We start from the raw sequence: 26799 nt of genomic DNA on the forward strand, positions 1-26799 counted from the left end.
GTTTACGCAATCCGTATATAGGCTTAATTTTCGAGGCGTACACTGTTCCTGTATTCATTATGACTTCCCATTTTTTTCTTGTACAAAGGAGGAATTGTTAATGTTACGTAGAGTGAAGCTTCCGGCGGGTTGGCAGTTGACCCTGCAGGCCAAGCTGATCATCAGCTTTGTGGCGCTGCTCGGTATTTTTATCGCCGCCTCCGTCCATCATCGCACCCAGGTCAACGGCATCCATATGCAGGTGCTCCACCAGAACCAGGAGATGAAGAAGCAGCAGCTCGCCTTGGAATTAAAAATAAAAACGAATGAAATCGACGCGATCAAATCGGGCTTCCTTATCTCCCGTGACGAATCGCTGATCGAAAAGTTCGAAAGCAACAAAACGGCATTTTACGCCTTGGTGGAGCAAATCGCCTCCAGCGCCTCGAATGCCGATCAGCGGACATGGAGCGCCAAGCTGAAAAATGTGTCTACGGAATATACCGCTACCTTTGACGCCGCTATTCCGATTACAAAAAACAGCAGCCTGTCGCCCATCGAAATGAATCAGGAGCTGGCCCGGCTGCACGATTTGTCCCAGGTACATAAGGAATATATTTTCGAGCTGGTCGATCAGTTTAATGAGGCGTACGCTCAGGATGTGCAAGCGGCCATCGCCGGGTCCAACGACTATGTCATCTCCTCGCTGAACACCTCGATGCTCTCCCTGTTCATCGTGCTGCTGGTCAGCATCGGCATTGCGTTCGCTCTGATTCGTTCCTTCGTCAAGCCGATCCGCCGGCTGCAGGAAGCGGTCAACCGGATGGCGCAAGGCGACCTAAGCCAGACGATCAACAACTCCTCCAATGACGAGCTGGGCAAGCTGAGCCGGAACTTTGACCTGATGGTGGAGCAGGTTCGCGGGATGCTGGCCAATACGAAACGGGTCGCCTCCTCCCTGACGTCGCATTCCGAGTCGTTCCGGGAATTTTCCGGAGCAACGGCGGCGGTGAACCGCGATGTCGTCCGGGCGATTCAGGAAATATCCGACGGGACGAATCAGCAGGCGCGGCATTCCGATCTCAGCTCCTCCGCTATTACCGAGCTGGCGACCGAGGTGCAGGATATTGCGCGCATCACAGACACCATGCAGCGCAAGAGCCGGGAGACGGCGTTCAACACGCATCTGGGCACCGAATCTATGAAAGAACTGAAAACTGCTGCCCAGCATTCGGAGAAAGTGCTGCTGCAAGTATTTTCCGCCATGGACACGCTGTCGCAAAGCTCTGCGCAAATCGGTAAAATCGTGAGCTCGATTACCGAGGTTGCCACACAAACCAATGTGCTCGCGCTGAATGCCGCCATTGAAGCCGCACGCGCAGGGGTGCATGGCAGAGGCTTCTCCATCATTGCCGAGGAAGTCCGTCAGTTATCCGGTCAGACAAGCAGCTCGTCGAAGCAGATCGAGGTCATCATCAGGTCGCTGACGCAGCAAATTCAAGAGCTGGAAGCAAGCCTTGGCGAAGCGAAGCAATCCTTTGAAGTCCAAAATGGCAAGATGGAGGAAAGCTCGGCAGCCTTCCAGGACATCCGCAGCTCGATGGACGAGCTGGCCGGGCATATTTCGCTGATTCACGAACGGATCGAAACGGCGGAAAGCCGCAATCACGAGCTGGTCGATTCGCTCCATACGATGGCCAGCATCGCGGAGCAAACGGCTGCTATGGTGGAAGAGGTCACCTCCTCCTCGCACCAGCAAGATGAGGCGATTCATCATATCGCAACGGAAGCCGATGAAATTTTGCTGCTGGCACAGCGGCTGTTCACCGAAATGAACAAGTTCAAGATTGGCACGGAAGCCGAGCTTGAACAGCATTCGGGCGAGCTCGCAGCTGCAAGCGACAGCGGAATAGCGCCGCTGGTCGAGGACGCGCCGGAGCGCCTGCAGGCAGTGACAGCCGTTGATTCGGAGCGGTCGGAGCAAAGCGAGCAGCCCGCCGTACAGGACGGACGGCTGACTGTGCGGAGCAAGCAGCCGCGCGAGGCTGCGGAGGACGAGCGGTTGGAGCGTGCAGCGCAGGAGGAGCAGATGCAGGCTGCAGCGCAGGAGGCTCGGTTGCAGCCTGAGGCGCGAGACGAGCAGCTGGCCCAAGATGCCGAGGAGCCGCAGCAGGCAGCACCCGACGTGCTGCAGGAGCAGCACACGCAAGCCGCCCAGCAGCCTGTCGAGCCAGTATCTGTAGCGAGGGAAGCGAAGTCATCCGAAAGCGAATCTTCGGCGGAAGAGCAAGCTCAGGCGGACAGCAAGCAGGCAGAGGATAAAAAGCTGCAGCCGGTATAAGCGGACCTGCCGCCTCCCTCGCTCCGCTAATTTTATGACGTTAAGCGGACTAGAGATGTCGATATCCCCCGCGTCGAAGAGCGGGCACATAAAAACAAGGGCCCCCTTTTCCGAGAAAGGGAGCCCTTGTTTTTACTTGTGAGCTTGACCATACAGCTTCGGCGCGCAGGTCAAGCCTTTTTCACCGGCGAAGCGACCAGCTTGTAGCCGACGCCGCGGATGGATTCAATTTGAACCGACTGCTGGTTCATCTCCAGCTTCTTGCGAAGCGAGCTGACGTGGACGTCAACCGTGCGCTGTCCACCGATGTAGTCAAATCCCCAGACAATATTCATCAGATCATCCCGCGTGATGACAACGCCGGGGCGCTGCACGAGATACAGCAGCACCTCGAATTCCTTCGGGCGCAGCGGAATCGACTCACCGGCAAGCACAACCTCGTATTTCTCCGGGTAAATATGCAGCTCGCCGACGGTTATTACCTTTTCTCCGCTGGCTGCCTTCTCCTGCAGCCCTTCATCCGCCATCGTCCGGCGCAGCACCGCCGACACGCGAGCCAGCAGCTCGGCTACGCCAAACGGCTTCGTAATATAGTCATCGGCTCCATACTTCAGCCCCTGTACAACCTCTTCCTCCGCATTGCGGGCGGTAAGAATGATGACAGGGGTCCGGTTTCCTTTTTGCCGCAGCTTGGACAAAATTTCAAATCCATTCATTCCCGGAAGCATAATATCCAGCACGATCAGATCGAACTGCTGCTGAAGGGCCGCCTGCAAGCCATCACTTCCGTGATCTACCACCTTCGTTTCGTAGCCTTCCTGCGACAGGTTATACGACAATAGGCGGGCTAACGTAGGCTCATCTTCAATCACAAGTATCCTATGTGCCATGTGGTTCCCCCGAATTCAAGTTCTATAGCTCAAGCTTAGCACAGCACGTTTATATTGACAAACGGTAAATCCGTCACAGGTTCTAATGAATCAGCGGCATATCAATCCGGAAGGTTGAACCGACGCCAACCTCGCTCTCCACGCGGATCGAGCCCTTATGCAGATCAATCAGATGCTTGACGATGGAGAGGCCGAGCCCCGTACCTCCCGACACGCGGGACCTCGCCTTGTCCACCCGGTAAAAGCGTTCGAAGATACGCGGTATATCCTTCTTCGGTATGCCGATGCCGGTGTCGCTAATCGTAAAGCGGACCTGATCCGCCTCCGCCAGTCCGTTTTCACTCGGCATATGCTGAACGCTGATGCTCACCTGGCCGCCCTCCGGCGTATAATTGATACCATTGGACAGCAGATTGATCAAAATTTGCCGCAGCCGGTCTTCATCCGCCTCTATAAACAGATCAGCCGGTACGTTCATGCCGAGCTTGATGTCCTTCGATCTCGCTTGCGCCTGCAAGACGCTCAGGCAATTCGTGACGAACGATTCCAGATGAATCGGAGAAAACTGCAGCGGAATTCGCTTTGATTCGATTTTGGACAGCTCCAGAATGTCCCCGATCAGCCGGTTCAGGCGCTCACTTTCATCGAAAATGATTTGCAAAAACGACCTTGCCGTATCCTTGTCGTTCAGCGCGCCGGCAAGCAGCGTTTCCGCGAAGCCTTTGACCGCAGCAATCGGCGTCTTCAGCTCATGCGACACATTGGCGACAAATTCGCTGCGCATCCGCTCCAGACGGCGGACGGCCGTAATATCATGCAGCACGATCAGCAGTCCAGACCAGTCCTGTCCGCTTTGCGAGATCGGATTCAGGTTAATTTCCAGAATACGCTCCGTCGGAAAATAAAACACAACCTCATCCCGAATATGCTCCCGCGACTCGATACATTCCTGAATAAGCTGGGTAAACTCGTATTGCTGCTTCGCCTGATCGAAACGCTTGCCCAGCAGCTCCTGCGACGAAAATCCGAGAATTTCCTCGGCGGAGCGGTTGAGCAGCACAATTTTGCCCTCACGATCCACCATGACGACGCCGCTGATCATATTTTCGAGCACGCTCTTGAGTCGGCTTTCATCCTCAAGGATGCGGTCCATCTGCAGCTGCAGGCTGTCGGCCATCCGGTTGATCGCGCTGCCGAGCTGACCGATCTCGTCTTTTTTGCTCACCGTAACCCGGTACTTGTAATTCATATCCGTAATCTGCTGAGCGGCACGCGTAATCTGCTCGATCGGACGGGTCACATTGAAGGCAACCCGGTAGCTGATCAGTCCGGCGAGCACAAATACGGCAGCCAGTCCGCCCAGCAAAATGAACCATACCCGGCGAATCGAATCCTCAATCTCGGTCAGCGACATGGACAGCCGGATAAAACCGATATGGTCTGCCGCCCCGGCCTGCACAGGCAGCGCCACATACAGCAAATTGCGTCCGACCGACTCGCTATAGCGGGTCGCAAAGCCGATCCCATCCTTCCGCGCGTTAATGACCTCCTCACGGTCCGTATGAGACTCCAGTTGAGAGGCGTCGCGGTCGGAATCTCCGAGCACCTTGCCGTCCGGCCGCAGGAAGGTAACCCGCGCATCGGCAGAGCGTTTCAGCAGCTGCGCCTGCTGGGTGTAAAATTGCAGCTTTTCCGCCTCGGAGCCAGGATGCTGCATATCCACCGTAGTCATAATAATACGCAGCTCGCGTTCCAGGTTAAGCTTTAACGAATCCATATACGAGTTGCGGAGCACGCTTGCCATAAAAACTCCCGCCGCCAACACCGAAACGCCGATTAACAGCATAAACAGAAAGGTCAGCCGCGCGCGGAACATATTCATCGTCAATGGTCCCTCCATTCCGGGTAGGCTGTTGAATGCGGCCTGCCAGAAGCCGTTTTACTCCATATCGTACCTGCTAGGCTGAAGGAACACCAGTTATTTTTTTGTAAAGATTCGTTTGCATAAAGCCTTTCATAAACGCGCTGTTTAAGGTGGCAAACGGCTGCTGGATCAAAATGCCCAGAACAACCGGCACTGCGGTCAGCGGACTGAAGTAGGCGAGCGCCAGCACCAGGCCAAGCGATATATTGCGCATCCCCGCGCTGTACGTCACCGCTACGATCAGCTCCGGCCGCCGCGTCCACAACGAACCCGCCCAGCCGGTCAAATAACAAAGAATGACGAGCAGCATCACCAGCGGCACGACCATCAGCATATCCCGCTTCAGCTCCGCCACATAAGGCGCAATCGCCGCCGCATTAATCATAATGACCGTACAAAGCGCCAGCTTCGACGTTGGGCCGCATACCGGCGCCGACCATGGCTTGAACCGGTAACTGGACAATTCGTTCACAGCGACGCCGATCAGCGTCGGCACAACGACAATTTTCAGCAGGTCGATCAGCATGCCCGTATGATTAAGCTCAATCGTCGCGCCGAACATCGTCTCCAGCACCAGCGGAATGACAAATGGGCTTAACGCCGTGTCGATGACAATCATCGCCAGTGTAAACGGCACATGACCTCGCGACAGCGACACCCAGATCACAGACGATACGCCGAGCGGAATCGCGGCAAATAACACGAAGCCTACAACATAAGGAGATTCAACGCCGAAAATCGCGGCCCCGATTCCGTAAGCCATCAGCGGCGCAACCACATGGGCAAGCATAAAGGTCAGCGCCATCATCCGCGGCATCCGCACCGCCTCGCGAATTTGCCGCAGACTGCAGCCGGAGGCCATCACAAACGTCAGATAGGCGAACAGCCACGGAATGGCGTTCACCCACGTTTTCATGTAGCCAGATAAAAGAAACCCGAGTATCAGCGATACCGGGGTCAAGATGAATAAATATTGTTCGAGCAGCCGATTCAATCGGTTCCCATTCTCTCTCATGCAAGTCGCCGCCGTTCGTTAGACAAATACCGGAGCTTTGAACTGCTCCAGCTTGGCGCGTGAATCGCTCTCTACATCCGCATGCAGGCTGTTTCCGTGCGAGTCCATCGTGACGATTGCGGCAAAGCCTTCGGTTTGAAGATGCCACATCGCTTCAGGAATGCCGAATTCGAGAAAATCAACGCCTTCCACCTTCTTGAAGCATTCGGCATAATATTGCGCAGCGCCGCCGATCGCGTTCAAATAAACGCCGCCATGCTCCTGCAGCGCCTTGAGTGTTTTTGCACCCATGCCCCCCTTGCCGATGACTGCACGAATGCCGAATTTCTTAATAATATCGCCCTGGTAAGGCTCCTCGCGAATACTCGTTGTCGGTCCGGCCGCCTTCACGACCCAGCCGCCTTCGCTGTCCTTGGCCATCACCGGTCCGCAATGGTAAATCGCTGCGCCATTCAGATCAACCGGGGAATCATGGTCCATCAAATATTTGTGCAGCGCGTCTCGTCCCGTGTACATCGGTCCGTTAATAATGACGACATCGCCGACGCGCAGCGAACGGATCTGCTCCTCCGACACCGGCATCTGGAGCACAACCTCACGGCGCTCCTCGCCTGCCGCAGCGGCTGCCTCGGACGGCTCGTCCTTCTGCATCGGCAGTTCATTGCCGCGGCGGTATACCCACTCGGTAATGTCGCCTGTGCTTGCGTCGATCAGCACGCCTTGACGGCGGAACGCCCAGCAATTGTAAGCGACCGATACGAAGAAGCTTGCCGGCAGCCGGTTCATTACGCCCACCTTACAGCCAAGCAGCGATACTTGTCCGCCGAAGCCCATCGTGCCGATTCCGAGCTTATTGGCATTTTCCATCACATACTCTTCCAGCTGGCGCAGCTCTGGGTGCGGGTTTACATCGTCAACGGTCCGGAACAGCTGATGCTTGGCAAGCTCGTACCCTGTCGTACGGTCGCCTCCGATGCCTACGCCGATGAAACCCGCGCTACAGCCTTGGCCCTGCGCCTGGTAGACGGCATGCAGAATACATTTGCGGATACCGTCGAGATCGCGGCCTGCCTTGCCCAGCCCCTCCAGCTCGGTCGGCAAGCTGTATTGAATGTTTTTGTTCTCGCAGCCGCCGCCCTTCAAAATGAGACTCGCTTCAATCTCCGCACGCTCCCATTGCTCAAAGTGGATGACCGGCGTGCCTGGCCCGATGTTATCGCCGCTGTTGGCGCCGGTCAAGCTATCGACAGAGTTCGTCCGCAGCTTGCTGTCCTTGGTCGCTTGAGCGACAGCCGCGATGATTGCCTTTTTCATCTCGATCTGGTTCGCGCCCACCGGCGTATGCACGATAAAGGTCGGCATGCCGGTATCCTGACAGATCGGGGAAACGTTGCATTCGGCCATCCGGATATTGTCGGCAATCGTGGACAAGGACAACGCGGAGCGTGTACCGGCATCCTCTTTCGTCCGTGCGTCCTGGATCGCTTCGCGAACGTCAGCAGGCAGATTGGTGGAGGTTTCCACAATCAGGTTATAAATACTCGCTTGAAATTGCTGCATGATGAATGAAAGACTCCTTTCGGTAGCTAAAATACACCATTCTATCATACCATAGGGCGGCCGAATCGTGTATAATTCGTTCTGGCAGCCCACGTGGTCTGCAAGTTATCAAATAAGGATGATGAATGAATGAACAGTCATTTTTTCGCTTACATGTACCGACTGCGCTACATTGAGCGCTGGAGCCTGATGCGCAACGTGATGAAGGAAAATGTCGCCGAGCATTCCTTTCACGTGTCCATCCTGACCCATGTGCTCTGCACCATCGCCAACACGGTATTCAAGCGCGATGTCCCGACAGATCAAATTGTCAGCATGGCCTTGTTTCACGACGCAACGGAGGTGTTTACCGGCGACATTCCGACTCCCGTCAAGCACCATAACCCGAAAATTTTATCCAACTTCCGCGAAATTGAACAGCTCGCCGCCGAACGGCTGCTGGATATGATTCCAGCCCCGCTGCACGAGGTGTACGAGCCGCTGATCAACGCCAAAAAGACGACCGAGCTCACGGTGTACAAAAAATATGTCAAGGGCGCTGACCTGCTGGATGCGTACCTGAAATGTGTGACCGAGCTGTCCGCCGGCAATCGTGAATTTGCTACGGCGAAAAAGCAGCTGGAGGAAGCGATGGCCGCACTCAGCATGCCGGAGCTGGACTACTTCGTCGAGCATATGGCGCCGAGCTTCGAGAAAACGATCGACGAGCTGTAAGAAAAGGCTCAAAACTTATAAATTTTATAAGCTAAGACAAAAGAACCTTCCATTCCCTATGAAGAGAATGCGAAGGTTCTTTCCTCTTGCCCTGCGCGACTGCGTCGCTTGTTGCCAGCGTTTCCTGTAAGTGACCGGCGTTTCGTTAAAACAAGGTCGGGAACTTCATCATCGTCACGATCAGGAAAAACACCAGACCGTTAATAAGCGCCAGCGTTTTAATCGAGCCGAGCTGCATCGCAATAGAGCCGCCTGCCGGCTCGCTGACAGCAAGACGCATCCGCTTGCCCATAATTCCGGTCAGCGCGGCGAGCGCCAAGAACAGCAGCACCGCTACAGCCATCCACGCGATTGAATAATCGCCTTTGCTGACCATGTAGCCGCCTGTCAGAAACGCCAGCACAAGCGAAAATTGACCAATGCGATTGGTCGCAAACAGCACGCTCAGAAAGCCAACCTTGGATGCGCCCGATTGCAGCTTGTCCACCCGATTGATGAGAAACGGCAGCACCAAATAGATGCCCATTAAAATCGCGCTTAATACGTGAAGATACAGCAATACCTGCAGCATAATGCCAGAGCCTCCCCATCGTTCTGTTTGTTTCTAGTATAACGAAAGCGCTCCACTTGAGCAAACACGAACCTGTGACAAATTTCATTGAAATTCATTGAAAGCTAAAAAAACAGCCCGCGGATTAACTCCGAGGGCTGTTCAGCACGGACTGCAATGGCAGAGCCGTTCAGGTTACAGCGTGATAACCTTGATCACGTTCCGTACCGATTCCGCAGATTTATCAAGCGCGGCTTTTTCTTCCGGCAGCAGCTCAAGCTCGAAAATGTTTTCGACGCCGTCGCCGCCAAGCAGCGTAGGCACGCCCATAAACAGGTTGTCATAGCCATATTCGCCCTGTAGCAACGTTATGGACGGAATGATCCGCTTCTTGTCCTTCACAATCGCTTCGGTCATCTGCACCAGTGAAGCGGCCGGCGCATAATAAGCCGAGCCATTGCCGAGCAGGTTGACAATTTCGGCGCCGCCGGTACGCGTACGCTGCACGATTGCTGCGATCCGTTCTGCGGAGATCAGCTTTTCGATCGGGATGCCGCCCACGTTCGAGTACCGGACAAGCGGCACCATGTCGTCGCCGTGGCCGCCAAGCACGAAGCCGCGCACGTCTTCAACCGATACGTTCAGCTCCTGGGCGATGAAGGTACAATAACGCGCCGTGTCCAGCACGCCGGATTGGCCGATGACCCGGTTTTTCGGGAAGCCAAGGGCTTCGAAGGCTACGTAAGTCATCGCATCAACCGGGTTGGACAGGATGAGCACGATGGATTGCGGACTCGTTTTTTTGATGTTTTCACACACGGATTTCACGATGCCTGCATTGGTGTTGACGAGATCGTCGCGGCTCATGCCCGGCTTGCGTGCAATCCCGGCTGTGATAATGACGATATCCGAATTCGCGGAATCGTCGTAGTTGGACGTCCCCGTAATGTTGGCGTCAAAGCCCTGCACCGGAGAAGCTTCGAGCATATCGAGCGCTTTGCCTTTGGTTGGATTGTCCAGCTGCGGAATATCAAGCAATACCACGTCGCCGAGTTCTTTTTGCGCCAGCATCAAGGCAGTTGTCGCACCGGTAAAGCCCGCGCCGACAACCGTAATCTTCCTACGTTGGATAGCCATTCGAAAATCCCTCCCTAAGGGTTGTTTTGGAATGCAATCAAGTGCCGCATGCAGCAACACGCCCTTTGCCAAGGCGGCTGAGCATGAAGTTCAGCCGCCGGGCAACAGGGCGCGTTGATGCAAGTTCTGTGCGGTTTTTAGAAGTTAGCAATTACATGGTTTGCGAATTCGGAGCATTTTACTTCTGTAGCGCCGTCCATCAGACGTGCAAAGTCATAAGTAACGGTTTTGTTGTTAATCGACGTTTCCAGACCTTTGTAGATCAGGTCAGCCGCTTCTTGCCAGCCAAGGTGCTCAAGCAGCATAACGCCGGACAAAATAACCGAACCTGGATTCACGACATCCAGACCTGCATATTTCGGAGCCGTACCGTGCGTAGCTTCGAAAATCGCGTGGCCGGTTACATAGTTGATGTTAGCGCCTGGAGCGATGCCGATGCCGCCAACTTGAGCAGCCAGAGCGTCAGACAAGTAGTCGCCGTTCAGGTTCAGCGTTGCGATCACGTCGAAGTCTGTTGGACGCGTCAGTACTTGCTGCAGCGCGATGTCGGCAATCGCATCTTTTACGATGATTTTGCCAGCAGCCTCAGCTGCTTTTTGGGCTGCATTTGCTGCGTCAGTGCCTTGCTCTGCCTTAATTTGGTCGTATTGCGCCCAAGTGAACGTTTTGTCGCCGAACTCTTGCTCAGCCAGCTCATAACCCCAGTTTTTGAACGCACCTTCAGTAAACTTCATGATGTTGCCTTTGTGAACCAGCGTAACGCTCTTGCGGTTGTGCTGAATCGCGTATTCGATCGCGGCGCGAACCAAACGCTGGGAGCCTTCTCTGGAAACAGGCTTAACCCCGATCCCGGACGTTTCAGGGAACCGGATTTTCTTAACGCCCATTTCGTTTTTCAGAAACTCCAGCACTTTTTTCACTTCTTCGGAGCCTTCAGCCCACTCGATGCCCGCATAGATATCTTCTGTATTTTCACGGAAAATAACCATGTCAACCAGCTCGGGGCGTTTTACCGGCGAAGGAACGCCGTTGAAGTAACGGACAGGACGGGAGCAGACATACAAGTCCAGCTCTTGGCGCAGCGCTACGTTCAGGGAACGGATACCGCCGCCGATTGGCGTTGTCAGCGGTCCTTTGATCGCTACGATGTACTCGCGGATCGCCGTCAGCGTGTCGGCAGGCAGCCAGTTGTTATATTGGTTAAAGGCTTTTTCGCCGGCAAATACTTCGTACCATGCGATTTTTTTCTCGCCATTGTAAGCTTTCTCAACAGCCGCGTCCAATACGCGCTTGGAAGCTGCCCAGATGTCAGGACCTGTGCCGTCGCCCTCGATGAATGGAATGATCGGCTGGTTAGGAACGTTCAGTTTACCGTCTGTGATCGTGATGCGCTCGCCTTCAGTCGGCAACGCATATTGCTCGAATTGTGCCATGTGTACATATTCCTCCTCGTAAAAGTAGAGTCAGCACATGCTGACCCCTGCATGAATATACCTCTAAAAAGACATACGGGAGCCGCCGCAGCCCGCCCTCCCCCGGAAGGTTAGGCGGACTGCCGCAGACAGCCCGTGCAGGTAACGATGATAAGTCTGGTCATCATCCGGCCGATTAGCGGTTGTCGATTGGCACGTATGCCTGATGCGACGGACCTGTGTATTCGGCGCGCGGACGGATCAAACGGTTGTTTTCGTACTGCTCCAAGATGTGAGCTGTCCATCCGGACGTACGGCTGATCGCGAAAATCGGTGTGAACAGATCGCGCGGAATTTCCAGCGAGGTGTATACCGACGCGGAATAAAAATCGACGTTCGGCTTGAGACCCTTCTGGCCGGTCACGATGTCTTCGATCTGGATCGACATATCGTACCAGTTCATGTTGCCAGTCAGCTTGCCCAGCTCCTGGGACATCTTTTGCAGATGCTTTGCGCGCGGATCGCCGTTTTTGTAAACGCGGTGACCGAAGCCCATAATTTTCACTTTGTTGGCCAGCTTGTCGTTGATGTAGCTCGTCACGTTGTCAGCTGTGCCGATGTCCTCCAGCATCGCCATGACCGCTTCGTTGGCGCCGCCGTGCAAAGGTCCCTTGAGCGCGCCGATTGCCGACGTAACGCCGGAATAAATATCGGACAGCGTAGCAACGGTAACACGCGCTGCAAACGTCGAAGCGTTCAGCTCATGGTCCGCGTGCAGCACAAGCGCCTTATCAAGCGCCTCGATAGCAATCTGCTCAGGCGCGTTGCCTGTCAGCATGTACAGGAAGTTTTCAGCGATGCTTGCGCCGGCTTTCGGAGCGATCGGCTCCAGTCCTTTGCGAATGCGGTCAAAGGCAGCCACGATCGTAGGCAGCTGCGCCTGCAGCTTGATCGCCTTGCGGAGGTTGGACTCCGGCGTCATGTCATTTGCTTCTGCATCATATAACGCAAGACCGGACACGGCGGTACGCAACGCGGCCATCGTATTGACATCCTGCGGGAAAAGTTTGATTTGGTCGAGCACTTCAGCCGGAACAGCCGCATTGTCGCTCAGTTCCTTCACTAGCGCAGCGAGCTCGGAGCGATTAGGCAGCTTGCCGTACCAGAGCAGGTAGACGACTTCTTCGAATGTGGCGTTCTCGGCGAGTTCGTCAATATTGATGCCGCGGTAAGTCAGTACACCGTCAATAATGGAGCTAATGGAAGACGTAGTCGCTACGATTCCTTCCAATCCTTTGGTAGCCGTCAAGATAATCTCTCCTTTTGCGTTCAATTCACCTATGTCTACTATAAAGGATTTGCCAAACAATGTGAACAAATTTAGACATAAAAGTTCATTATCGACGTCATAAACAGATGCTATCCGGCTTTGCCTCAGCATCATTCGTCTTTCCGCTCTTATGCCCGGCAGCCCTTGCCGCACTTGATCTCTTCAAGCATTCCCATAACTTTGCAGCTTGATGCCTTCAAGCAAAATTCCTGACACGGCAGGACTTCGGCAAGCAAATTGTGGGTAAAATGCGGGTAAAGAGGTTCATAACTTTACAGACGGCGCGGGTAGACTTCACTAGGGGTACGGGTTAAAATAAGTATCATTCTGAAAATTGAAAAGCAATGCTATTGCTAGCGTGCAGACGGGAGGTCACCTCATGAACAATAGCCGCATCATCGGAATTATCGACATCGGCTCCAACTCCATTCGCCTGGCCATCTACGAACTTACAGCGGAGGGAGGCCACCGGGTTGTCGGTGAATTCAAGGAATCGGCGCGCTTGAGCAGCCGAATCCGGCCGGACGGCTCGCTTGCGGAAGCGGACATTCAAGAGCTCGTACGAATTCTCACCCGATTCAAGCGAATCGGCGATATGTATAAGGCCGGCGAATATCGCGTCGCAGCCACGGCAGCTGTTCGCAATGCCTCAAATGCCGCGCATATTCTTGACACGCTGCGCCGGGAAAGCGGCCTGCCCGTCGCTATTTTGTCCGGCGAGGATGAAGCGCGCATCGGCTTTCTCGGCATGATCCGCACGATGGATGTTGCGGACGGCTTCCTGATTGACATCGGCGGCGGCAGCACCGAGGTAAGTTTGTTCCGGGAACGCAAGCTGCTGCGCAGCGTATCCTTTCCGTTCGGCGCCGTCAATACGACCCGCAATTATTCGACGGACGGCGAATTCACAACCGACCAGCAGCAGGCGATCCGGCAGATGGTGCTGGTCGCGGTGGCCCGCGAGCCGTGGATCAAGCAGTCGCCCGGCTTGCCGCTGATCGGTCTGGGCGGCGGCGTTCGCACGCTTTGCAAAATCAGCCAGCGCCGCCGCCGCTATTCGTTTCCGCAAACGCACAACTACATCGTGCAGCCGGAGGAAATGGATGAGCTGGCCGCCTGGCTTCCGGCGATGTCGGGCGAGAAGCGCAAGAAGGTCGACGGCTTGTCCAAGGACCGCACCGATATTATTGTGCCCGGCCTGCTCATTTTGCAGACGATCTTTCAGCTGGCCGGCGCTACCCATTACATTGTCAGCGGCGCTGGGCTGCGGGACGGGTTGTTTTTCGAGTCGTTCGCCCCGGCTCAGCTGCAAGCCGGTCAAGTCGCCGAAAACAGCGCCGCCAATTTGCTGGCCCTGCATTCGACTGCGCCTGAAGCGCATATTCAGCAAGTGCGCTCCACAGCGCTGCGTCTGTATGACGCGTTGGAGAACGACGCCCGGGGGCTGTTTTCGGAGCGGACGCGTCTCTGTCTGAGCATCGCGGCCAGCTTGTACCGGATCGGAGCTTCCCTGCAATATTATCAATATCCGAAGCATTCCTTCCATCTGATCGCCCAGACGCGCATCGACGGGCTCACCCATCGCGAGATGCTGCTGTGCGCGCTGATCGCTTCCTTCAAAGCGAAAAACCGCACCCAGCAGGCGATGGCCGCTTACAGCGATATTTTGCCGGAGGAGGACCTGGAGCTGATCGCCAGGCTCGGCGGGCTGCTGCAGCTCGCGATTGCGCTGGACATCAGCGAGACGCAGGCGCTGGAGCTGACTTCAGCTGTCGTTCATGAGTTATCGCTTCATCTCGGTCTGCGAAACAGACACGACCCCTCTGCGGAATACAGAGAGGTCGAGGCGTTGAACAAAGATTTTAAAAAGCTGTGGGGGCTGCAGCTCATTCTTCACGAGCCTTCGTTTTCCACGAATTAACCCGCATCGCTGCAAATTGACTGCGCTTCGGCTGCGCCGAGCCGGACCGCAGCCGTTCATAAAGCCCGTTCGGCTGAAGCTGGCGGGCTTTTACATTGTCATCAAGGCTGAGCTGCAAAATGTTGATCAGCGTCTGCTGAACGTTTTTGTCAAACGCCGGGCACATCAGCTCAACACGCCGTGTCAGGTTGCGCGTCATCCAGTCGGCGCTAGCGATATAAATTTCCGGGTCGCCGCCATTTTCAAAGTAGAAAATACGCGAATGCTCCAGAAACCGGTCTACGATGCTGCGCACCGTAATATTTTCGCTGAGCCCCGGCACCCCCGGCCGCAGGCAGCAGACGCCGCGCACGATCAGGTCAATTTTCACCCCGGCCTGCGAAGCCAAATACAGCTCATCCACCATCTGCTGATTGGACAAGGAATTAAACTTCGCAATAATCCGCGCAGGCTTGCCCTCTGCCGCAAACCTGGCTTCGCGCCGGAACTTCTCGATCAGCTTGCCCATCATATCCGTCGGCGCTACGCCGAAAGCCTTCCAGTTATGCGGAGCGGAATAGCCCGTCACCTCGTTGAACAGCGCCGAAGCATCTTCCCCGATTTCCTTATGGGTCGTAAACAACCCGATATCCGTGTACAGCTTGGCTGTATTATCGTTATAATTGCCGGTGCCGACGTGGACGTACCGCCGCAAGCCGTCCTGCTCCTGGCGGACGACCAGCGTAATTTTGGCATGGGTTTTCAGCCCGACCAGCCCGTAGACGACGTGGCAGCCGGCTTGCTCCAGCTTGCGCGCCCACGCGATGTTGCGCTCTTCGTCGAAACGAGCCTTCAGCTCCACGACAACGGTCACCTGCATGCCTGACTCGGCTGCCCGCGCCAGCGCCTGAATCAACGGCGAGTTGCCGCTGACCCGGTACAGCGTCATTTTGATCGCCAGCACTTGCGGGTCATAAGCCGCCTGGCAAACAAAATCAGTCACCGCATCAAAGGATTCATACGGGTGATACACAAGCACATCCTGCTGCCGCAGCTTGGTGAACACATCGACGACATCCTCCAGCTCCGACGGATACGCCTGCTTGATCGGCGAGTAGCGCAGCTGGTCGTAACCTTTCAGCGTACCGGCCAGCTTCATTAGAAACGTAAGGTCGATCGGACCGTCGATTTCAAAGATGTTATCCGTAATTTCGAACTCGTCCATCAGCTGCGCCAGCGCGTACGGGTGCATGCCCTTCTGCACCTCCAGACGCACCGGAGCGCCCCAGCGGCGTCGGCGAAGCTGCAGCTCGATTTCCTCCAGCAAGTCCTCAGCGCCCTCTTCATTCAGCGTCAGATCGGCATTACGCGTCAGCCGGAACGCCTGAACGGATACCGCCTTGTAGCCGCTGAACAACGTGTGGCTGTGCTGCTCAATCAATTCCTCAATCAATATATACTCGCGTTTCTTGCTGTTTGTCCGCGTCGGAATTTCGATAAATCGCGCCAGATTGGACGGCACCTGCAAAATGGCGAAGTACGGCTCATCCTCGGGATCATCCTCTTCCTTCATCAGCACAACGGCCAGATAGACGCCTTGCGTATGAACGAGCGGGAACGGGCGGGCCTGATCCACCGCCATCGGCGTAAGCACCGGAAATATAATTTCATGGAAGTATTCGTCCATCGCCTTGCGCTGCGTGACATTCAGGTCCTCGTATTCCGTAAAATGAATGCCTTCCTTCGCCATCGCCCGGCACACCTCGCGGTACGTCTTGTACTGCTCGGCAACCATCTTGGCGGCGCGCTTCATAATTCGCTTGAACAAGCCCGCCGGCGTATATCCGGTGAAATCCTTCTTCGTATAACCCGCCTTGATCTGGTCGACAATCCCCGCCACCCGAACACTCATAAACTCATCCAGATTGGAGGACACGATGGATAAAAACTTGACGCGCTCCAGCAGCGGAGTCGTCGCATCCTGCGCCTCTTCCAGCACGCGCCGGTTAAATTCCACCCAGCTCAGATCACGGTTCAAATAATGATTGGCTGTTTCCTTAGCAGTTGTCTCTCGCGAAGCCGTCTCGTTCATTGGTACTATACCCCCATGACTCACGCATCATTGTCCATTTTTTTACGTGGTTCTACTTCCTTCATCGTAATTCGACAATGTTAAGGGACAATACGCCTTTTGTAAATTTTATGTAAAGTACAAAGAAAACCTTGCGCGTCCCCTAAATTGGGTCGGAAGACTCCGCGGCCGCCTGCAGCAGCGCATAAACCTCGGGCGCTTCCCGGTCGAGTCGCACAGGCTTCCAGCTCCGGTTCACCCACACATGCCGGGTGGTCCCGCTGACCAGCAATTCGCTTCCCCGCTTTACTTCATAAGCAAACTCCAGACGAACAAACGTATACGTTTCCAAACGGGTATGAATCGTCACCTGGTCATCATAACGGGCCGGCTGGCTAAACTTCAGCTCCGCCTCAACGACGGGCAGCAGCAGCCCCTTCGCCTCCAGCGATGCGTAAGGGATACCCAAGCCGCGGATCATTTCGGTGCGTCCAACCTCCAGCCAGTTCAAATAATTGGCGTGATAGACAACGCCCATCTGATCGGTTTCCTGGTAACGGACCCGAATGTCGTGCGAATGCCACATCGTTTAGACTTCCTCCGCATCCCTAGTTTAAACAGGAAAAAAGCGAAACCGCTATTCGATTTCGCTCCTTCCTGTATCGAGTCCAGACCTTACAGCACGCGTGCGCGGCCGGAATAAATAACGCCGACTTCCGGATAAATCGAAACCTCGGCTCCATCCTTCAAAATCGTCAGCGCCTGTTCAACCCCGACGATGACCGGCTTGCCCAAGCTGATGCCGACAACAGCGGCGTGAGACGTAATTCCGCCTGTCTCGGTAATAACTGCAGCCGCTTTTTCAAAAGCAGGCATGTAGTCCTTGTCCGTCGTTGGCGTAATCAAAATGCAGCCCTCGGTCGCCTTCGCATTTGCTTCTTCCGCGCTGCGGGCTACGATCACTTTGCCGGTTGCATTTTGTGTACCGATGCCTTGGCCCTTGGCGATCATCTCGCCGACTTGATGCACCTTGATCAGGTTTGTCGTCCCGGAACGGCCAACCGGCACGCCCGCCGTAATGACTACGATATCGCCCAGGCTGACATGGCCGTTTTTCACGCTGGCGTCAACCGCCATTTCGAACAGCTGATCCGTCGACGTGCAGGATTCGCCGATCAGCGGCACGACGCCCCATACGAGCGACAGGCGGCGCAATACGCGCTCATCCGGCGTAACGGCTACGATCGGCGCCTTCGGACGGTATTTGGATACCATGCGAGCCGTATAGCCGCTTTCCGTTGCTGTCAAAATCGCGCGCGCCTGCAAATCAAGCGCCGAGTTGGCGACGGCTTGGCTGATCGCTTCCGTCACTGTCGTTTGCTGCGCGTTGCTTTGACGAACCAAAATTTCACGGTGCTCCAGCGCGCTTTCCGCGCGTTCGGCGATGCGAGCCATCGTTTGCACGGATTCAATCGGGTATTTCCCTGCGGCGGTTTCGCCGGACAGCATCACGGCATCCGTGCCGTCGAAGATCGCATTCGCCACGTCACTTGCTTCGGCGCGAGTCGGACGCGGGTTGCGCTGCATCGAATCCAGCATCATCGTGGCTGTAATAACCGGCTTGCCTGCCTGGTTACATTTCTTGATCATCGCCTTTTGCACGATCGGCACATCTTCAGCCGGAATTTCAACGCCCAGGTCGCCGCGCGCAACCATCAGGCCGTCGGATACTTCCAGAATTTCGTCGAGGTTGTCGACGCCTTCCTGGTTTTCGATTTTGGAAATAATTTGAATATGCGTTGCGTTGTGGCGATCCAAAATTTCGCGGATTTCGATGACATCGCTCGCCTTGCGGACGAAAGAAGCCGCGATGAAATCAACGCCCTGCTGAATGCCGAAAATAATATCGTTGGCATCCTTCTCGGTAATTCCCGGCAGGTTGATTTTCACGCCCGGCACGTTGACGCCTTTTTTGCCGCCCAGCAAACCGCCGTTTTTAATGCGGCATACGATGTCCGTTCCTTGAATATCTTCAACTTCCAGCCCGATCAGGCCGTCATCAATCAAAATGGTCGAACCGATTCGAACATCCTTGTACAGGTCACGGTACGTAATATGAACGCGCTCGGCATCACCGGCGATTTCTTCCGTCGTCAGCGTAATAACCTGATCCTGTACCAGTTCAACCTTCTGGTCGTTTTTCAGCTTGCCGGTACGGATTTCCGGACCTTTCGTGTCCAGCAAAATCGCTACATCGCTGCGTCCCAGCTCTTGACACGCCTGGCGGACATTTTTAATCCGGTTGCCATGCTCTTCGAAGTCGCCGTGGGAAAAGTTAAGACGGGCGACATTCATTCCCGCTCCGATCAATTTCTTAAACATGTCCAGCGATTCGCTCACTGGTCCGATCGTACAAACAATTTTCGTTCTACGCATGGTTACCCTCCTGGATGGTTGTGAATCTGCCTATTTCTCTAAACTTGCTGTACCGATCTTCGACGAGCTGGTCTTCCGTAAAAGCCAGCAGCTCCTGCAGGTGCTGCCACAGCGCCGTCTTGATCGCTTCGGCCTGAAACGCCACATCCCGGTGGGCGCCGCCCTTGGGTTCCGGAATAATGGCGTCGATCACGCCTTGCTTCAAAATCTCGTCTGCGGTAATTTTCATCGCTTCCGCCGCTTCCATAGATTTCGATGCATCTTTATACAAAATCGAGGCTGCGCCTTCGGGACTGATGACCGAATAAATCGCGTTCTCGAGCATAAACACACGGTTGCCGACGCCGAGCGCAAGCGCTCCGCCGCTGCCGCCTTCGCCGATGACGACACACAAAATCGGCACGCGGAATCCGGCCATCTCCAGCAGGTTGCGGGCAATCGCCTCGCCCTGCCCGCGCTCCTCGGCCGCATTGCCGGGATACGCGCCCTTCGTATCAATAAAGGTGATGATCGGACGTTTGAACTTGTTCGCCTGACGCATTAAGCGAAGCGCCTTGCGGAAGCCCTCCGGATGCGGAGAACCGAAGAAGCGAGCGATATTGTCCTTCGTGTCCTTGCCCTTCTGGTGACCGATAACGGTGACCGGAATGCCGTTGAAACGGGCAATGCCGCCTACAATAGCGAGATCGTCGCCATAGAGACGGTCACCATGCATTTCCATGAAGTCGGTAAACAGATGCTGGATGTAATCCAGCGTCGTAGGCCGCTGCGGATGGCGGGCCACCTGCATTTTTTGCTGGGTGGACATGCTTTCGTACAGCTCGCCCTCCAGCTGAATCAAGCGCTGCTCCAGCCGGGCGATTTCTTCGGAGAAATCAATCTGCTTGTCCCGGCTGAACTTGCGCAGCTCCTCGATTTTGGCGCGCAGCTCGGCGAGCGGCAGCTCAAAAGGCATCTCACTTGCCATGGACAACTTCCTCCTTTACCGTATGCATGCCAAGCAGCTTGGACAGCATCCCGCGCAATTCCTTGCGGTGTGCGACCATATCCACTTGTCCGTGCTTCAGATTGAATTCCGCCGTCTGGAAATTGTCAGGCAGCTTCTGCCGGATCGTCTGCTCGATGACACGCCGTCCGGTGAAGCCAAACGCCGTTCCCGGCTCAGCGATAATGTAATCGCCCAGCATCGCAAAGCTGGCCGATACGCCCCCAAAGGTCGGGTCCGTAATGACGGACACGTACAAGCCACCCTGCTCGTTCAGCCTCGACAACGCAGCGCTTGTTTTGGCCATCTGCATCAGGCTGAGGATACTTTCCTGCATCCGCGCCCCGCCGGAGGTCGAGAAGACAATCAAAGGCTTGCCCGTTTCCAGCGCATATTCAATTGCACGGGTTACCTTCTCGCCGACAACCGAGCCAAGCGAGCCGCCCATAAAGTCGAAGCTCATCACGGCCATCACAACCGGATGCCCGCCGATTCGTCCTTCTCCGGTAATGACGGCGTCCTGCATGCCCGTCGACTCCATCGCCTTCTCATACTTGCCCGCATAATCAGGGAAACCAAGCGGGTCCTCGGAAATCATCTCGCTGTCCAGCTCCGTAAACTCGCCGTCATCCATCGTCATCTGAATGCGCTCCACGGCGCTCAGACGATAATGGTAATCGCATGCGGAGCAAACCTTCAGGTTTTTGTCCAGCTCCTTGTTGTACTGAATCGTGCCACACTTCGGGCATTTATTCATCAAGCCTTCAGGAATTTCCCGTCTAGGCCGTTCTTCAGGCACGTCAATAGCGCCGTCCAAAGGTCGATCGACGGCAGGCCTGTCCGTACTCGGAACGGTCGCATATTTTCTTTTTTTCTGAAACAAGTCTTTAAATTGCACGACTACACCTCGCCTTACGTTGTTGGACTTGTCCGTGCGCATCGGGTTGCTGGCATCCGCTCATTCAGGATCTATGCAAAATGGTATTCAGCACCTCTTGAACTTCTTCCACTTCGCCTTCGGGTACGACAATTTCAAATTGATTTTTGGTCATATTGATAGCCCGAACCTGTACCAGAAAACCTTCCTCGGTCAACTTCTGTTTGATTCTATCGGCTATTTTCGCCGTAGGTGCGATATAGATCACGGTCCACATGAAAAAAGACCTCCCGAACATAATGGAATAATGATATCATAACTCCACTTTTTCCCGCAACCGAGTTCAGGAGGACGATCCGATCCTATAAACCGGTGAATTGCGCGAATTTTCGCGAAAATAGGGAGAAGTTGTCAGGAGGACAGGTCCCGCTCATCCTGCTGCCGGTGGGCAATTCGCGCGGAAGCCGCAGCAGCAAGCCCTGCGACCAGATCATCCAGAAAAACATGGATGCCGGTCGGATGGTCGTTCAGATCGCGAATAATGCCGATTTTCTTTTTATCCAAATAGCCGAAGCTCGTCAATCCGATCATCCCGTACACGTGAACGATGCCAAGCGCCAGCGTCTCGTCCACGCCATACAGCGAGGCATCCTCTTCCATCAAGCTTTGCAGCGGCTCGGGCAGCAGCTTCCGCTCCGCCAGCTCATCAAGCGCAATGCCGGTGAACAGCACATACTGCACCTCGCGTTTCTTGAGCACGGTCAGCACGCTCTCCTCGCAGGCCGCCTTCGAAAGCACCGGATTGTAGGGCGACTGCAATTCGTACACAATATCTGCAATCCGCTCCACGGTAACCCCGCGCTTCTCCAGATAGTCGACGATTAATTGATGGGACATAAGCACAACGCCTCCTTCGATTCATTCGTCACACGCGACGGACGCATCGGCCCTTGCTTCTTGGAACAACCGATGACGGTTCGGGTACCTCAAATGTATGCGAAGGAGGCTGGCATTATTTCACCTTTACGCTTTGCGGACCAAGCAGCTCCTCGATCTGCGCAATCAGCTCCGGCGACGGCTTTACATTAAATTGGCCGCTCAGGCCAAGCGTCTTCTGCGTCTTCTCGTAGTAGAGCACCACCGGCAGCGAACCGCCGTGCCGGGCGATCAGCTGCTTGAGCGCCGTCAGCACCGCCGGCTGCTCCCGTTCGCTTGCGATGCGCACGTAGACGCGCTGGCCGCCCGGCTGCGGCGGTCGGGCCGCCATCGCGGGAACAGCCGGTCCGGGCGGCGCGCCGCGATACGCCGACGAGCCATGCGGAGCAGCGCTTCGCGCAGAAGCCGCGCGGGACGGAGCGGCGACTTTCACCGCCTTCAGCTCAATATGCGGATCATCAAGCGCAACGATCCGGTCAGCCAGCAGCTTGACCTGCTCCTCGTCGCCATGCTGGAGCTTGGCGACCACCAGCAGCGGACTGCCCTTCTGAACAAGCGAGCCGCTTGTTTTCCATACCTCCGGGAACAGCACGACCTCGGCTTTGCCGACACGATCCTCCAGCTCCATAAACGCCATCGGCTGGCCTTTTTTCGTCACAATCGTTTTGAGCGACACGACCAGACCGGCCACCACAACCTCGCTGCCCTCGGCCTGCTCAGGCAGCTGCGTCATCAGCTCCGGCTCCAGCTTGCGCAGCAGCTCCTCATAATCGTCCAGCGGGCTGCCCGAAATGTACAGGCCGAGCAGCTCGCGCTCCAGCTCCAGCTGCTGCATCAGCGTATAAGGGGAAATATCCGGGTAGTCCAGCTCCCACGTCACCTCTTCGTCGAAGCCGTCAAGCACAAGCTGCAGCGCTTCCCGGTCCTTGCGCCACTTGACGGCCGCGTCCACCGCATCCTCCAGCATCGCCAGCTGCTGGGCGCGATGGCCGGGCAGCGTGCCCAGCGCGCCGCCCTGGATCAGCGATTCCAGCACCCGCTTGTTGCATACCCGCAAATCGACGCGGCGGCACAGATCGGACAAGCTGTCATACGGCCTGCCCTGCCGCTCGGCGATAATGGACTCGATCGCGTGCGTGCCGACATTTTTAATGGCGGCCAGCCCGAAGCGAATAGCAGGGGTCTCACCATCCAGCACCGGCGTAAACAGAAAGCCGCTTTCATTCACATCCGGCGGGAGCACCGGAATCCCCATCCGGCGGCATTCATCGACGTATTCGGCAACCTTGTGATGGCTGCCGGTCACCGCCGTCAGCATCGAAGCCATAAACTGCACCGGATAATGCGCCTTCAGGTACGCCGTCTGGAACGCCAGCACGCCGTACGCCGTTGCATGCGCGCGCGGGAAGCCGTAATCGGCGAACCGCACGATCATGTCATACACATGGTTCGCATCCTGCTCCGTATACCCTTCGCTCAAACTTCCCTCTACGAAGTGGGCGCGCTGCTCGTCGAGCACCTCGCGTTTTTTCTTGCTGACTGCCCGGCGCAGCAGGTCGGCTTCACCCAGATTGAAGCCCGCCATCCGCGAGGCAATCTGCATGATCTGCTCCTGGTAGACGATGATCCCGTACGTATCCTGTAAAATCGGCTCCAGATCCGGGTGCGGGTACTCCGCCTCCGTCTCGCCGTGCTTGGAGCTGATATACTTCGGAATAAACTCCATCGGCCCCGGACGGTACAACGCCAACACCGAAATAATATCTTCAAACCGGGACGGCCGCAGGTCCTTGAGCACCCGCCTCACCCCGCCCGACTCCAGCTGGAAGACGCCGGTCGTATCTCCCTTGCCCAGCAGCGCGTAGGTCAGCGGATCATCGGTCGAAATCAGGCTCCAGTCTACCGCCGTTCCGAGCTGCTCGCCGACCCAGCCGAGCGTGCGCTCGATGATCGACAGCGTCCGCAAGCCGAGGAAGTCCATCTTGAGCAAGCCGATGGACTCCAGATGCTCCATCGTGTACTGCGTCAGCGCCGTCTGCTCGTTCCCTTCCTGCAGCGGCACGTATTGGGTCAACGGCTCCCGCGAAATTATAACGCCCGCCGCATGCGTGGATGCGTGCCGGGGCATTCCTTCCACCTTCATCGCGAAACGGAGCAGCTCGGCTGTCTTCGGCTGTCTGGCAGCCAGCGCCTGCAGCTCCGGACTGACCCGGAGCGCCTCCTCCAGCGTCATGCCAAGCTGGTGGGGGATCAGCTTGGCCGCACGGTCCACCTCCTGAAACGGCACGTTCAGCGCCCGGCCCACATCACGGACAGCCGCCTTCGCCGCCATTGTGCCGAACGTAATGATTTGCGCCACCCGGTCGCGGCCGTATTTGCGCACCACATAATCAATGACCTCATCCCGCCGCAGGTCGCTGAAGTCAATATCAATATCCGGCATCGACACCCGCTCGGGGTTGAGGAATCGCTCGAACAGCAGCCGGTACTTGATCGGATCGACATCCGTAATCCGCAGCACGTAAGCGACCAGGCTGCCTGCCGACGAGCCGCGTCCCGGCCCCGTGACAATTCCGTGCTCGTGGGCAAACCGGATGAAATCCCATACGATCAGGAAGTAATCCGAATACCCCATCCGTTCGATGACGCCAAGCTCGTAAGCAAGCCGCTCCTCCACTTCCCCACGCCAGGAGGCATCCTGCCATTCCGCTGTCGCCGCGTAACGCGCCGCCAGCCCTTGCCCGCACAGCTCGGCGAGATAACCGCTCGCCGTCAGGCCGGCGGGAATCGGATCGAATTGCGGCAGGATCGACCGGCCGAACTCCAGCTTCAGCTCGCAGGCTGCGGCGATCGCCGCCGTATTCCGCACCGCCTCCGGGGCGTGCGGGAACAGCTCGGCCATCTGCTCCGCGCTTTTCAGGTACAGCTGCGACGTGCCGAGCTTCAGCCGGGTTTCGTCCTCGACCGTTTTTCCCGTCCCGATGCAGATCAGCACATCCTGCACCTCATGATCCGGCTCGCGTACATAATGCACGTCATTTGTCGCCACGATGCCGATCCCCGTCTCTGCGCTGAGCCGCAGCGTCTGCTGCAGCACCTTCTTCTGCTCCGTCAGTCCGTGATCCTGAATTTCCAGGTAAAAATCGTCCCCGAAAATGTCACGGTACCGGCACGCAGCCGCCTTCGCTTCCTCATAGCGATCATGCAGCAGATGCTGCGACACCTCGCTGCCGAGACAAGCGCTCGTGCAGATCAGCCCTTCCGCATACAGGGCCAGGTGCTCCAGATCAATTCTCGGCTTATAGTGAAAGCCCTCCAGGTGAGCAATCGACACAAGCTTCATCAAATTTTGATATCCCGTGACATTTTTCGCAAGCAGAATCAAATGGTAAATCGGCTGCTCCTGACGGCTGCCCTTCTGCCGCAGCGACCCGCTTGTAAAATAGACCTCGCAGCCGATAATCGGCTTGATTCCCTTCGCCGTGCATGCCTTGTAAAACGGAATTGCGCCGTACATGACGCCGTGATCCGTCAGCGCCAGCGCCTTCATCCCAAGCGCCGCCGCCTGGCCGACCAGATCGTCGATGCGCGCGGCGCCATCGAGCAGACTGTATTCGCTATGTACATGCAAGTGGATAAACTCGCTCACGCGCCCGACACCTCCTGCTGCAAATTGTTACTTCTAGTTTAGCATAGTGCGAACAAGTGTGCCATATAGATGATAGTAGTCAAAACAAGGGCAAGCCCCGGCCCGTCCCCGCTGCGCGGGGCGAAAGCAAGGGGCGGCAAGTCAACGAACAGGAAAGGGTGTTTCAGCGTGGCTGTATTTTTGTCCAAATGCTTGCTGGATTTTTTCATCGCGTTCGGCGTCGTGCTGGGCGGCACGATGCTGGCCGGCATCTCCTCGGTCATCACGCTGGACCCTCCGGTCCACAAAATGCTGACGGTCGCGGAGCAAATCAAAATTTGGGCGATGGTCGCCGCAATCGGCGGCACCATTGATCCGATTCGCGCGATTGAGACGCACTTTCAGGACGGTCATATTTCCCCGGCTATTCAGCAAATTTTGTACATCGTGTGCGCCTTCGTCGGCGCGCATATGGGCACCACGCTGATCCAATGGATTTGCCGGGGAGGGAGCAGCGGGTGAGAGTGCCACCGTATGAGCCGGGCTTCCGGCACTTGCAGGCGATCGGGCTGCTCATCGCAGGCATGATCATCGGAGCGGCCTTATTTCTCAGCCTGTACAATGAGCGGCTGAACATGGTCATCGAGCAAAACCGCAAGCTGCTGACGGAAAAAGGCCGCCTGGAGGGCGATGTGGCCGATTTGCGCAAAACAAAAAACCAGCAAACGACCATAAATCTGCTGAACGTGTACATCGATCCGAGCGGGCATACGGAAATCGACAAGCTGACCGAAAGCGAGCTGCAGCGCCGGGTGCATGCCCAGTTGAAGCCTGTTATTGTCGGGCGCAAAATATCCGAGTTCGCCGCCATGCCGGAGGTGTATGAGCAGATTTTGAAGGAAAAGCCGCTGCTTGGCGTATTGGACAAAGATTATCTCGTCCAGTCGGTCAAATGGATCGTGCTGACGCAATCGGAGCTGAAAGTATGGGTTACAGTGAAGGAGTGGAAGCGAATCCCGGTTTCGATGACGGTTCCGATGCTTAACGGTTGATTTTGCCGCCGCTTATGGGCTAAAGTGTATACCATACACTTAGTCCATAAGGAAGTGCTTGC

Annotated in this window: 21 protein-coding genes; 5 read left to right on the plus strand and 16 right to left on the minus strand. The window is 55.9% G+C overall.

Features of this window, described 5'->3' with window-relative positions; genetic code table 11:
• The first annotated feature begins 100 nt into the window (after positions 1–100).
• Complete coding sequence (locus AC6ROY_RS00450) at positions 101–2320, plus strand: methyl-accepting chemotaxis protein (RefSeq protein WP_500097988.1); 2220 nt, start codon at positions 101–103, stop codon at positions 2318–2320.
• A gap of 170 nt (positions 2321–2490) precedes the next feature.
• Here the strand turns inward: AC6ROY_RS00450 and AC6ROY_RS00455 are convergent, their stop codons facing one another.
• The 4 genes from AC6ROY_RS00455 to AC6ROY_RS00470 all read right to left on the minus strand — a co-directional run bounded on the left by AC6ROY_RS00455 (position 2491) and on the right by AC6ROY_RS00470 (position 7709).
• Positions 2491–3210 carry a response regulator transcription factor gene (locus AC6ROY_RS00455; protein ID WP_500097989.1) on the minus strand — a complete coding sequence of 240 codons (720 nt, stop codon included), beginning with the start codon at positions 3208–3210 and terminating at the stop codon, positions 2491–2493.
• Positions 3211–3292: 82 nt separating this feature from the next.
• Positions 3293–5092, minus strand: a complete 1800-nt coding sequence (pnpS, locus tag AC6ROY_RS00460; RefSeq protein ID WP_500097990.1) for a two-component system histidine kinase PnpS — start codon at positions 5090–5092, stop codon at positions 3293–3295.
• A gap of 76 nt (positions 5093–5168) precedes the next feature.
• Positions 5169–6149: a bile acid:sodium symporter family protein gene (locus AC6ROY_RS00465; RefSeq protein ID WP_500097991.1), complete on the minus strand. Its 981-nt coding sequence runs from the start codon at positions 6147–6149 to the stop codon at positions 5169–5171.
• Positions 6150–6167: 18 nt separating this feature from the next.
• A complete protein-coding gene (locus tag AC6ROY_RS00470; RefSeq protein ID WP_500097992.1) occupies positions 6168–7709 on the minus strand; it encodes a fumarate hydratase in 1542 nt (513 codons plus the stop codon).
• Positions 7710–7838: 129 nt separating this feature from the next.
• Between AC6ROY_RS00470 and yfbR the strand changes: the two genes are divergently transcribed.
• The gene (yfbR, locus tag AC6ROY_RS00475; protein WP_500097993.1) at positions 7839–8423 is read left to right on the plus strand and encodes a 5'-deoxynucleotidase; all 585 of its coding nucleotides are present in this window, start codon (positions 7839–7841) and stop codon (positions 8421–8423) included.
• A gap of 145 nt (positions 8424–8568) precedes the next feature.
• On the opposite strand, the gene AC6ROY_RS00480 is transcribed toward yfbR, so the two are convergent.
• The 4 genes from AC6ROY_RS00480 to citZ all read right to left on the minus strand — a co-directional run bounded on the left by AC6ROY_RS00480 (position 8569) and on the right by citZ (position 12831).
• Complete coding sequence (locus tag AC6ROY_RS00480) at positions 8569–8994, minus strand: hypothetical protein (RefSeq protein ID WP_500097994.1); 426 nt, start codon at positions 8992–8994, stop codon at positions 8569–8571.
• 174 nt (positions 8995–9168) lie between these two features.
• Positions 9169–10110: a malate dehydrogenase gene (mdh, locus tag AC6ROY_RS00485; protein WP_500097995.1), complete on the minus strand. Its 942-nt coding sequence runs from the start codon at positions 10108–10110 to the stop codon at positions 9169–9171.
• Between the two features lie 137 nt (positions 10111–10247).
• Entirely contained in the window at positions 10248–11543 is a 1296-nt protein-coding gene (icd, locus tag AC6ROY_RS00490; RefSeq protein WP_500097996.1) for an NADP-dependent isocitrate dehydrogenase, read from the minus strand.
• A gap of 175 nt (positions 11544–11718) precedes the next feature.
• Entirely contained in the window at positions 11719–12831 is a 1113-nt protein-coding gene (citZ, locus tag AC6ROY_RS00495; protein WP_500097997.1) for a citrate synthase, read from the minus strand.
• Positions 12832–13231: 400 nt separating this feature from the next.
• Here citZ and AC6ROY_RS00500 point away from each other — a divergent pair, with 400 nt between their 5' ends.
• Positions 13232–14773, plus strand: coding sequence for a Ppx/GppA phosphatase family protein (locus tag AC6ROY_RS00500; RefSeq protein WP_500097998.1), 1542 nt, complete (start codon positions 13232–13234; stop codon positions 14771–14773).
• Here AC6ROY_RS00500 and AC6ROY_RS00505 read toward each other — a convergent pair.
• The 8 genes from AC6ROY_RS00505 to AC6ROY_RS00540 all read right to left on the minus strand — a co-directional run bounded on the left by AC6ROY_RS00505 (position 14739) and on the right by AC6ROY_RS00540 (position 25706).
• Positions 14739–16844, minus strand: coding sequence for an RNA degradosome polyphosphate kinase (locus AC6ROY_RS00505; protein ID WP_500097999.1), 2106 nt, complete (start codon positions 16842–16844; stop codon positions 14739–14741). The two genes, AC6ROY_RS00500 and AC6ROY_RS00505, sit on opposite strands and share 35 nt — an antisense overlap.
• A 142-nt stretch (positions 16845–16986) precedes the next feature.
• Positions 16987–17409, minus strand: coding sequence for an acyl-CoA thioesterase (locus AC6ROY_RS00510; RefSeq protein ID WP_500098000.1), 423 nt, complete (start codon positions 17407–17409; stop codon positions 16987–16989).
• Positions 17410–17498: 89 nt separating this feature from the next.
• Complete coding sequence (gene pyk, locus AC6ROY_RS00515) at positions 17499–19259, minus strand: pyruvate kinase (RefSeq protein WP_500098001.1); 1761 nt, start codon at positions 19257–19259, stop codon at positions 17499–17501.
• Positions 19252–20226, minus strand: coding sequence for an acetyl-CoA carboxylase carboxyltransferase subunit alpha (locus AC6ROY_RS00520; protein WP_500098002.1), 975 nt, complete (start codon positions 20224–20226; stop codon positions 19252–19254). Before AC6ROY_RS00520 ends, pyk begins: the two co-directional genes overlap by 8 nt.
• Entirely contained in the window at positions 20216–21142 is a 927-nt protein-coding gene (gene accD / locus AC6ROY_RS00525) for an acetyl-CoA carboxylase, carboxyltransferase subunit beta (protein ID WP_500098003.1), read from the minus strand. Before accD ends, AC6ROY_RS00520 begins: the two co-directional genes overlap by 11 nt.
• Positions 21143–21206: 64 nt before the next feature.
• Positions 21207–21398 carry a glutamate decarboxylase gene (locus AC6ROY_RS00530; RefSeq protein ID WP_500098004.1) on the minus strand — a complete coding sequence of 64 codons (192 nt, stop codon included), beginning with the start codon at positions 21396–21398 and terminating at the stop codon, positions 21207–21209.
• A 134-nt stretch (positions 21399–21532) separates the two neighbouring features.
• Entirely contained in the window at positions 21533–22018 is a 486-nt protein-coding gene (locus AC6ROY_RS00535) for a phosphatidylglycerophosphatase A family protein (protein WP_500098005.1), read from the minus strand.
• Between the two features lie 115 nt (positions 22019–22133).
• Positions 22134–25706 carry a DNA polymerase III subunit alpha gene (locus AC6ROY_RS00540; protein ID WP_500098006.1) on the minus strand — a complete coding sequence of 1191 codons (3573 nt, stop codon included), beginning with the start codon at positions 25704–25706 and terminating at the stop codon, positions 22134–22136.
• A gap of 168 nt (positions 25707–25874) precedes the next feature.
• On the opposite strand from AC6ROY_RS00540, the gene AC6ROY_RS00545 reads away from it, so the two are divergent.
• The gene (locus AC6ROY_RS00545) at positions 25875–26207 is read left to right on the plus strand and encodes a YtrH family sporulation protein (RefSeq protein WP_500098007.1); all 333 of its coding nucleotides are present in this window, start codon (positions 25875–25877) and stop codon (positions 26205–26207) included.
• Positions 26204–26737, plus strand: a complete 534-nt coding sequence (locus tag AC6ROY_RS00550) for a sporulation membrane protein YtrI (RefSeq protein ID WP_500098008.1) — start codon at positions 26204–26206, stop codon at positions 26735–26737. The genes AC6ROY_RS00545 and AC6ROY_RS00550 overlap by 4 nt, the downstream gene beginning before the upstream one ends.
• Positions 26738–26799 lie beyond the last annotated feature (62 nt).

The sequence above is a fragment of the Paenibacillus sp. sg306046 genome (assembly GCF_059821225.1).

Excerpts from the sequence above, each read along its gene's own strand:
- icd (WP_500097996.1), bottom strand. The coding sequence starts at position 11,543 with ATGGCACAATTCGAGCAATATGCGTTGCCGACTGAAGGCGAGCGCATC.
- AC6ROY_RS00530 (WP_500098004.1), bottom strand. The coding sequence starts at position 21,398 with ATGTGGACCGTGATCTATATCGCACCTACGGCGAAAATAGCCGATAGA.
- AC6ROY_RS00510 (WP_500098000.1), bottom strand. The coding sequence starts at position 17,409 with ATGTGGCATTCGCACGACATTCGGGTCCGTTACCAGGAAACCGATCAG.
- pnpS (WP_500097990.1), bottom strand. The coding sequence starts at position 5,092 with ATGAATATGTTCCGCGCGCGGCTGACCTTTCTGTTTATGCTGTTAATC.
- AC6ROY_RS00455 (WP_500097989.1), bottom strand. The coding sequence starts at position 3,210 with ATGGCACATAGGATACTTGTGATTGAAGATGAGCCTACGTTAGCCCGC.
- AC6ROY_RS00450 (WP_500097988.1), top strand. The coding sequence starts at position 101 with ATGTTACGTAGAGTGAAGCTTCCGGCGGGTTGGCAGTTGACCCTGCAG.
- AC6ROY_RS00520 (WP_500098002.1), bottom strand. The coding sequence starts at position 20,226 with ATGGCAAGTGAGATGCCTTTTGAGCTGCCGCTCGCCGAGCTGCGCGCC.
- mdh (WP_500097995.1), bottom strand. The coding sequence starts at position 10,110 with ATGGCTATCCAACGTAGGAAGATTACGGTTGTCGGCGCGGGCTTTACC.
- pyk (WP_500098001.1), bottom strand. The coding sequence starts at position 19,259 with ATGCGTAGAACGAAAATTGTTTGTACGATCGGACCAGTGAGCGAATCG.
- AC6ROY_RS00465 (WP_500097991.1), bottom strand. The coding sequence starts at position 6,149 with ATGAGAGAGAATGGGAACCGATTGAATCGGCTGCTCGAACAATATTTA.
- AC6ROY_RS00500 (WP_500097998.1), top strand. The coding sequence starts at position 13,232 with ATGAACAATAGCCGCATCATCGGAATTATCGACATCGGCTCCAACTCC.
- AC6ROY_RS00480 (WP_500097994.1), bottom strand. The coding sequence starts at position 8,994 with ATGCTGCAGGTATTGCTGTATCTTCACGTATTAAGCGCGATTTTAATG.
- yfbR (WP_500097993.1), top strand. The coding sequence starts at position 7,839 with ATGAACAGTCATTTTTTCGCTTACATGTACCGACTGCGCTACATTGAG.
- AC6ROY_RS00505 (WP_500097999.1), bottom strand. The coding sequence starts at position 16,844 with ATGAACGAGACGGCTTCGCGAGAGACAACTGCTAAGGAAACAGCCAAT.
- AC6ROY_RS00470 (WP_500097992.1), bottom strand. The coding sequence starts at position 7,709 with ATGCAGCAATTTCAAGCGAGTATTTATAACCTGATTGTGGAAACCTCC.
- AC6ROY_RS00535 (WP_500098005.1), bottom strand. The coding sequence starts at position 22,018 with ATGTCCCATCAATTAATCGTCGACTATCTGGAGAAGCGCGGGGTTACC.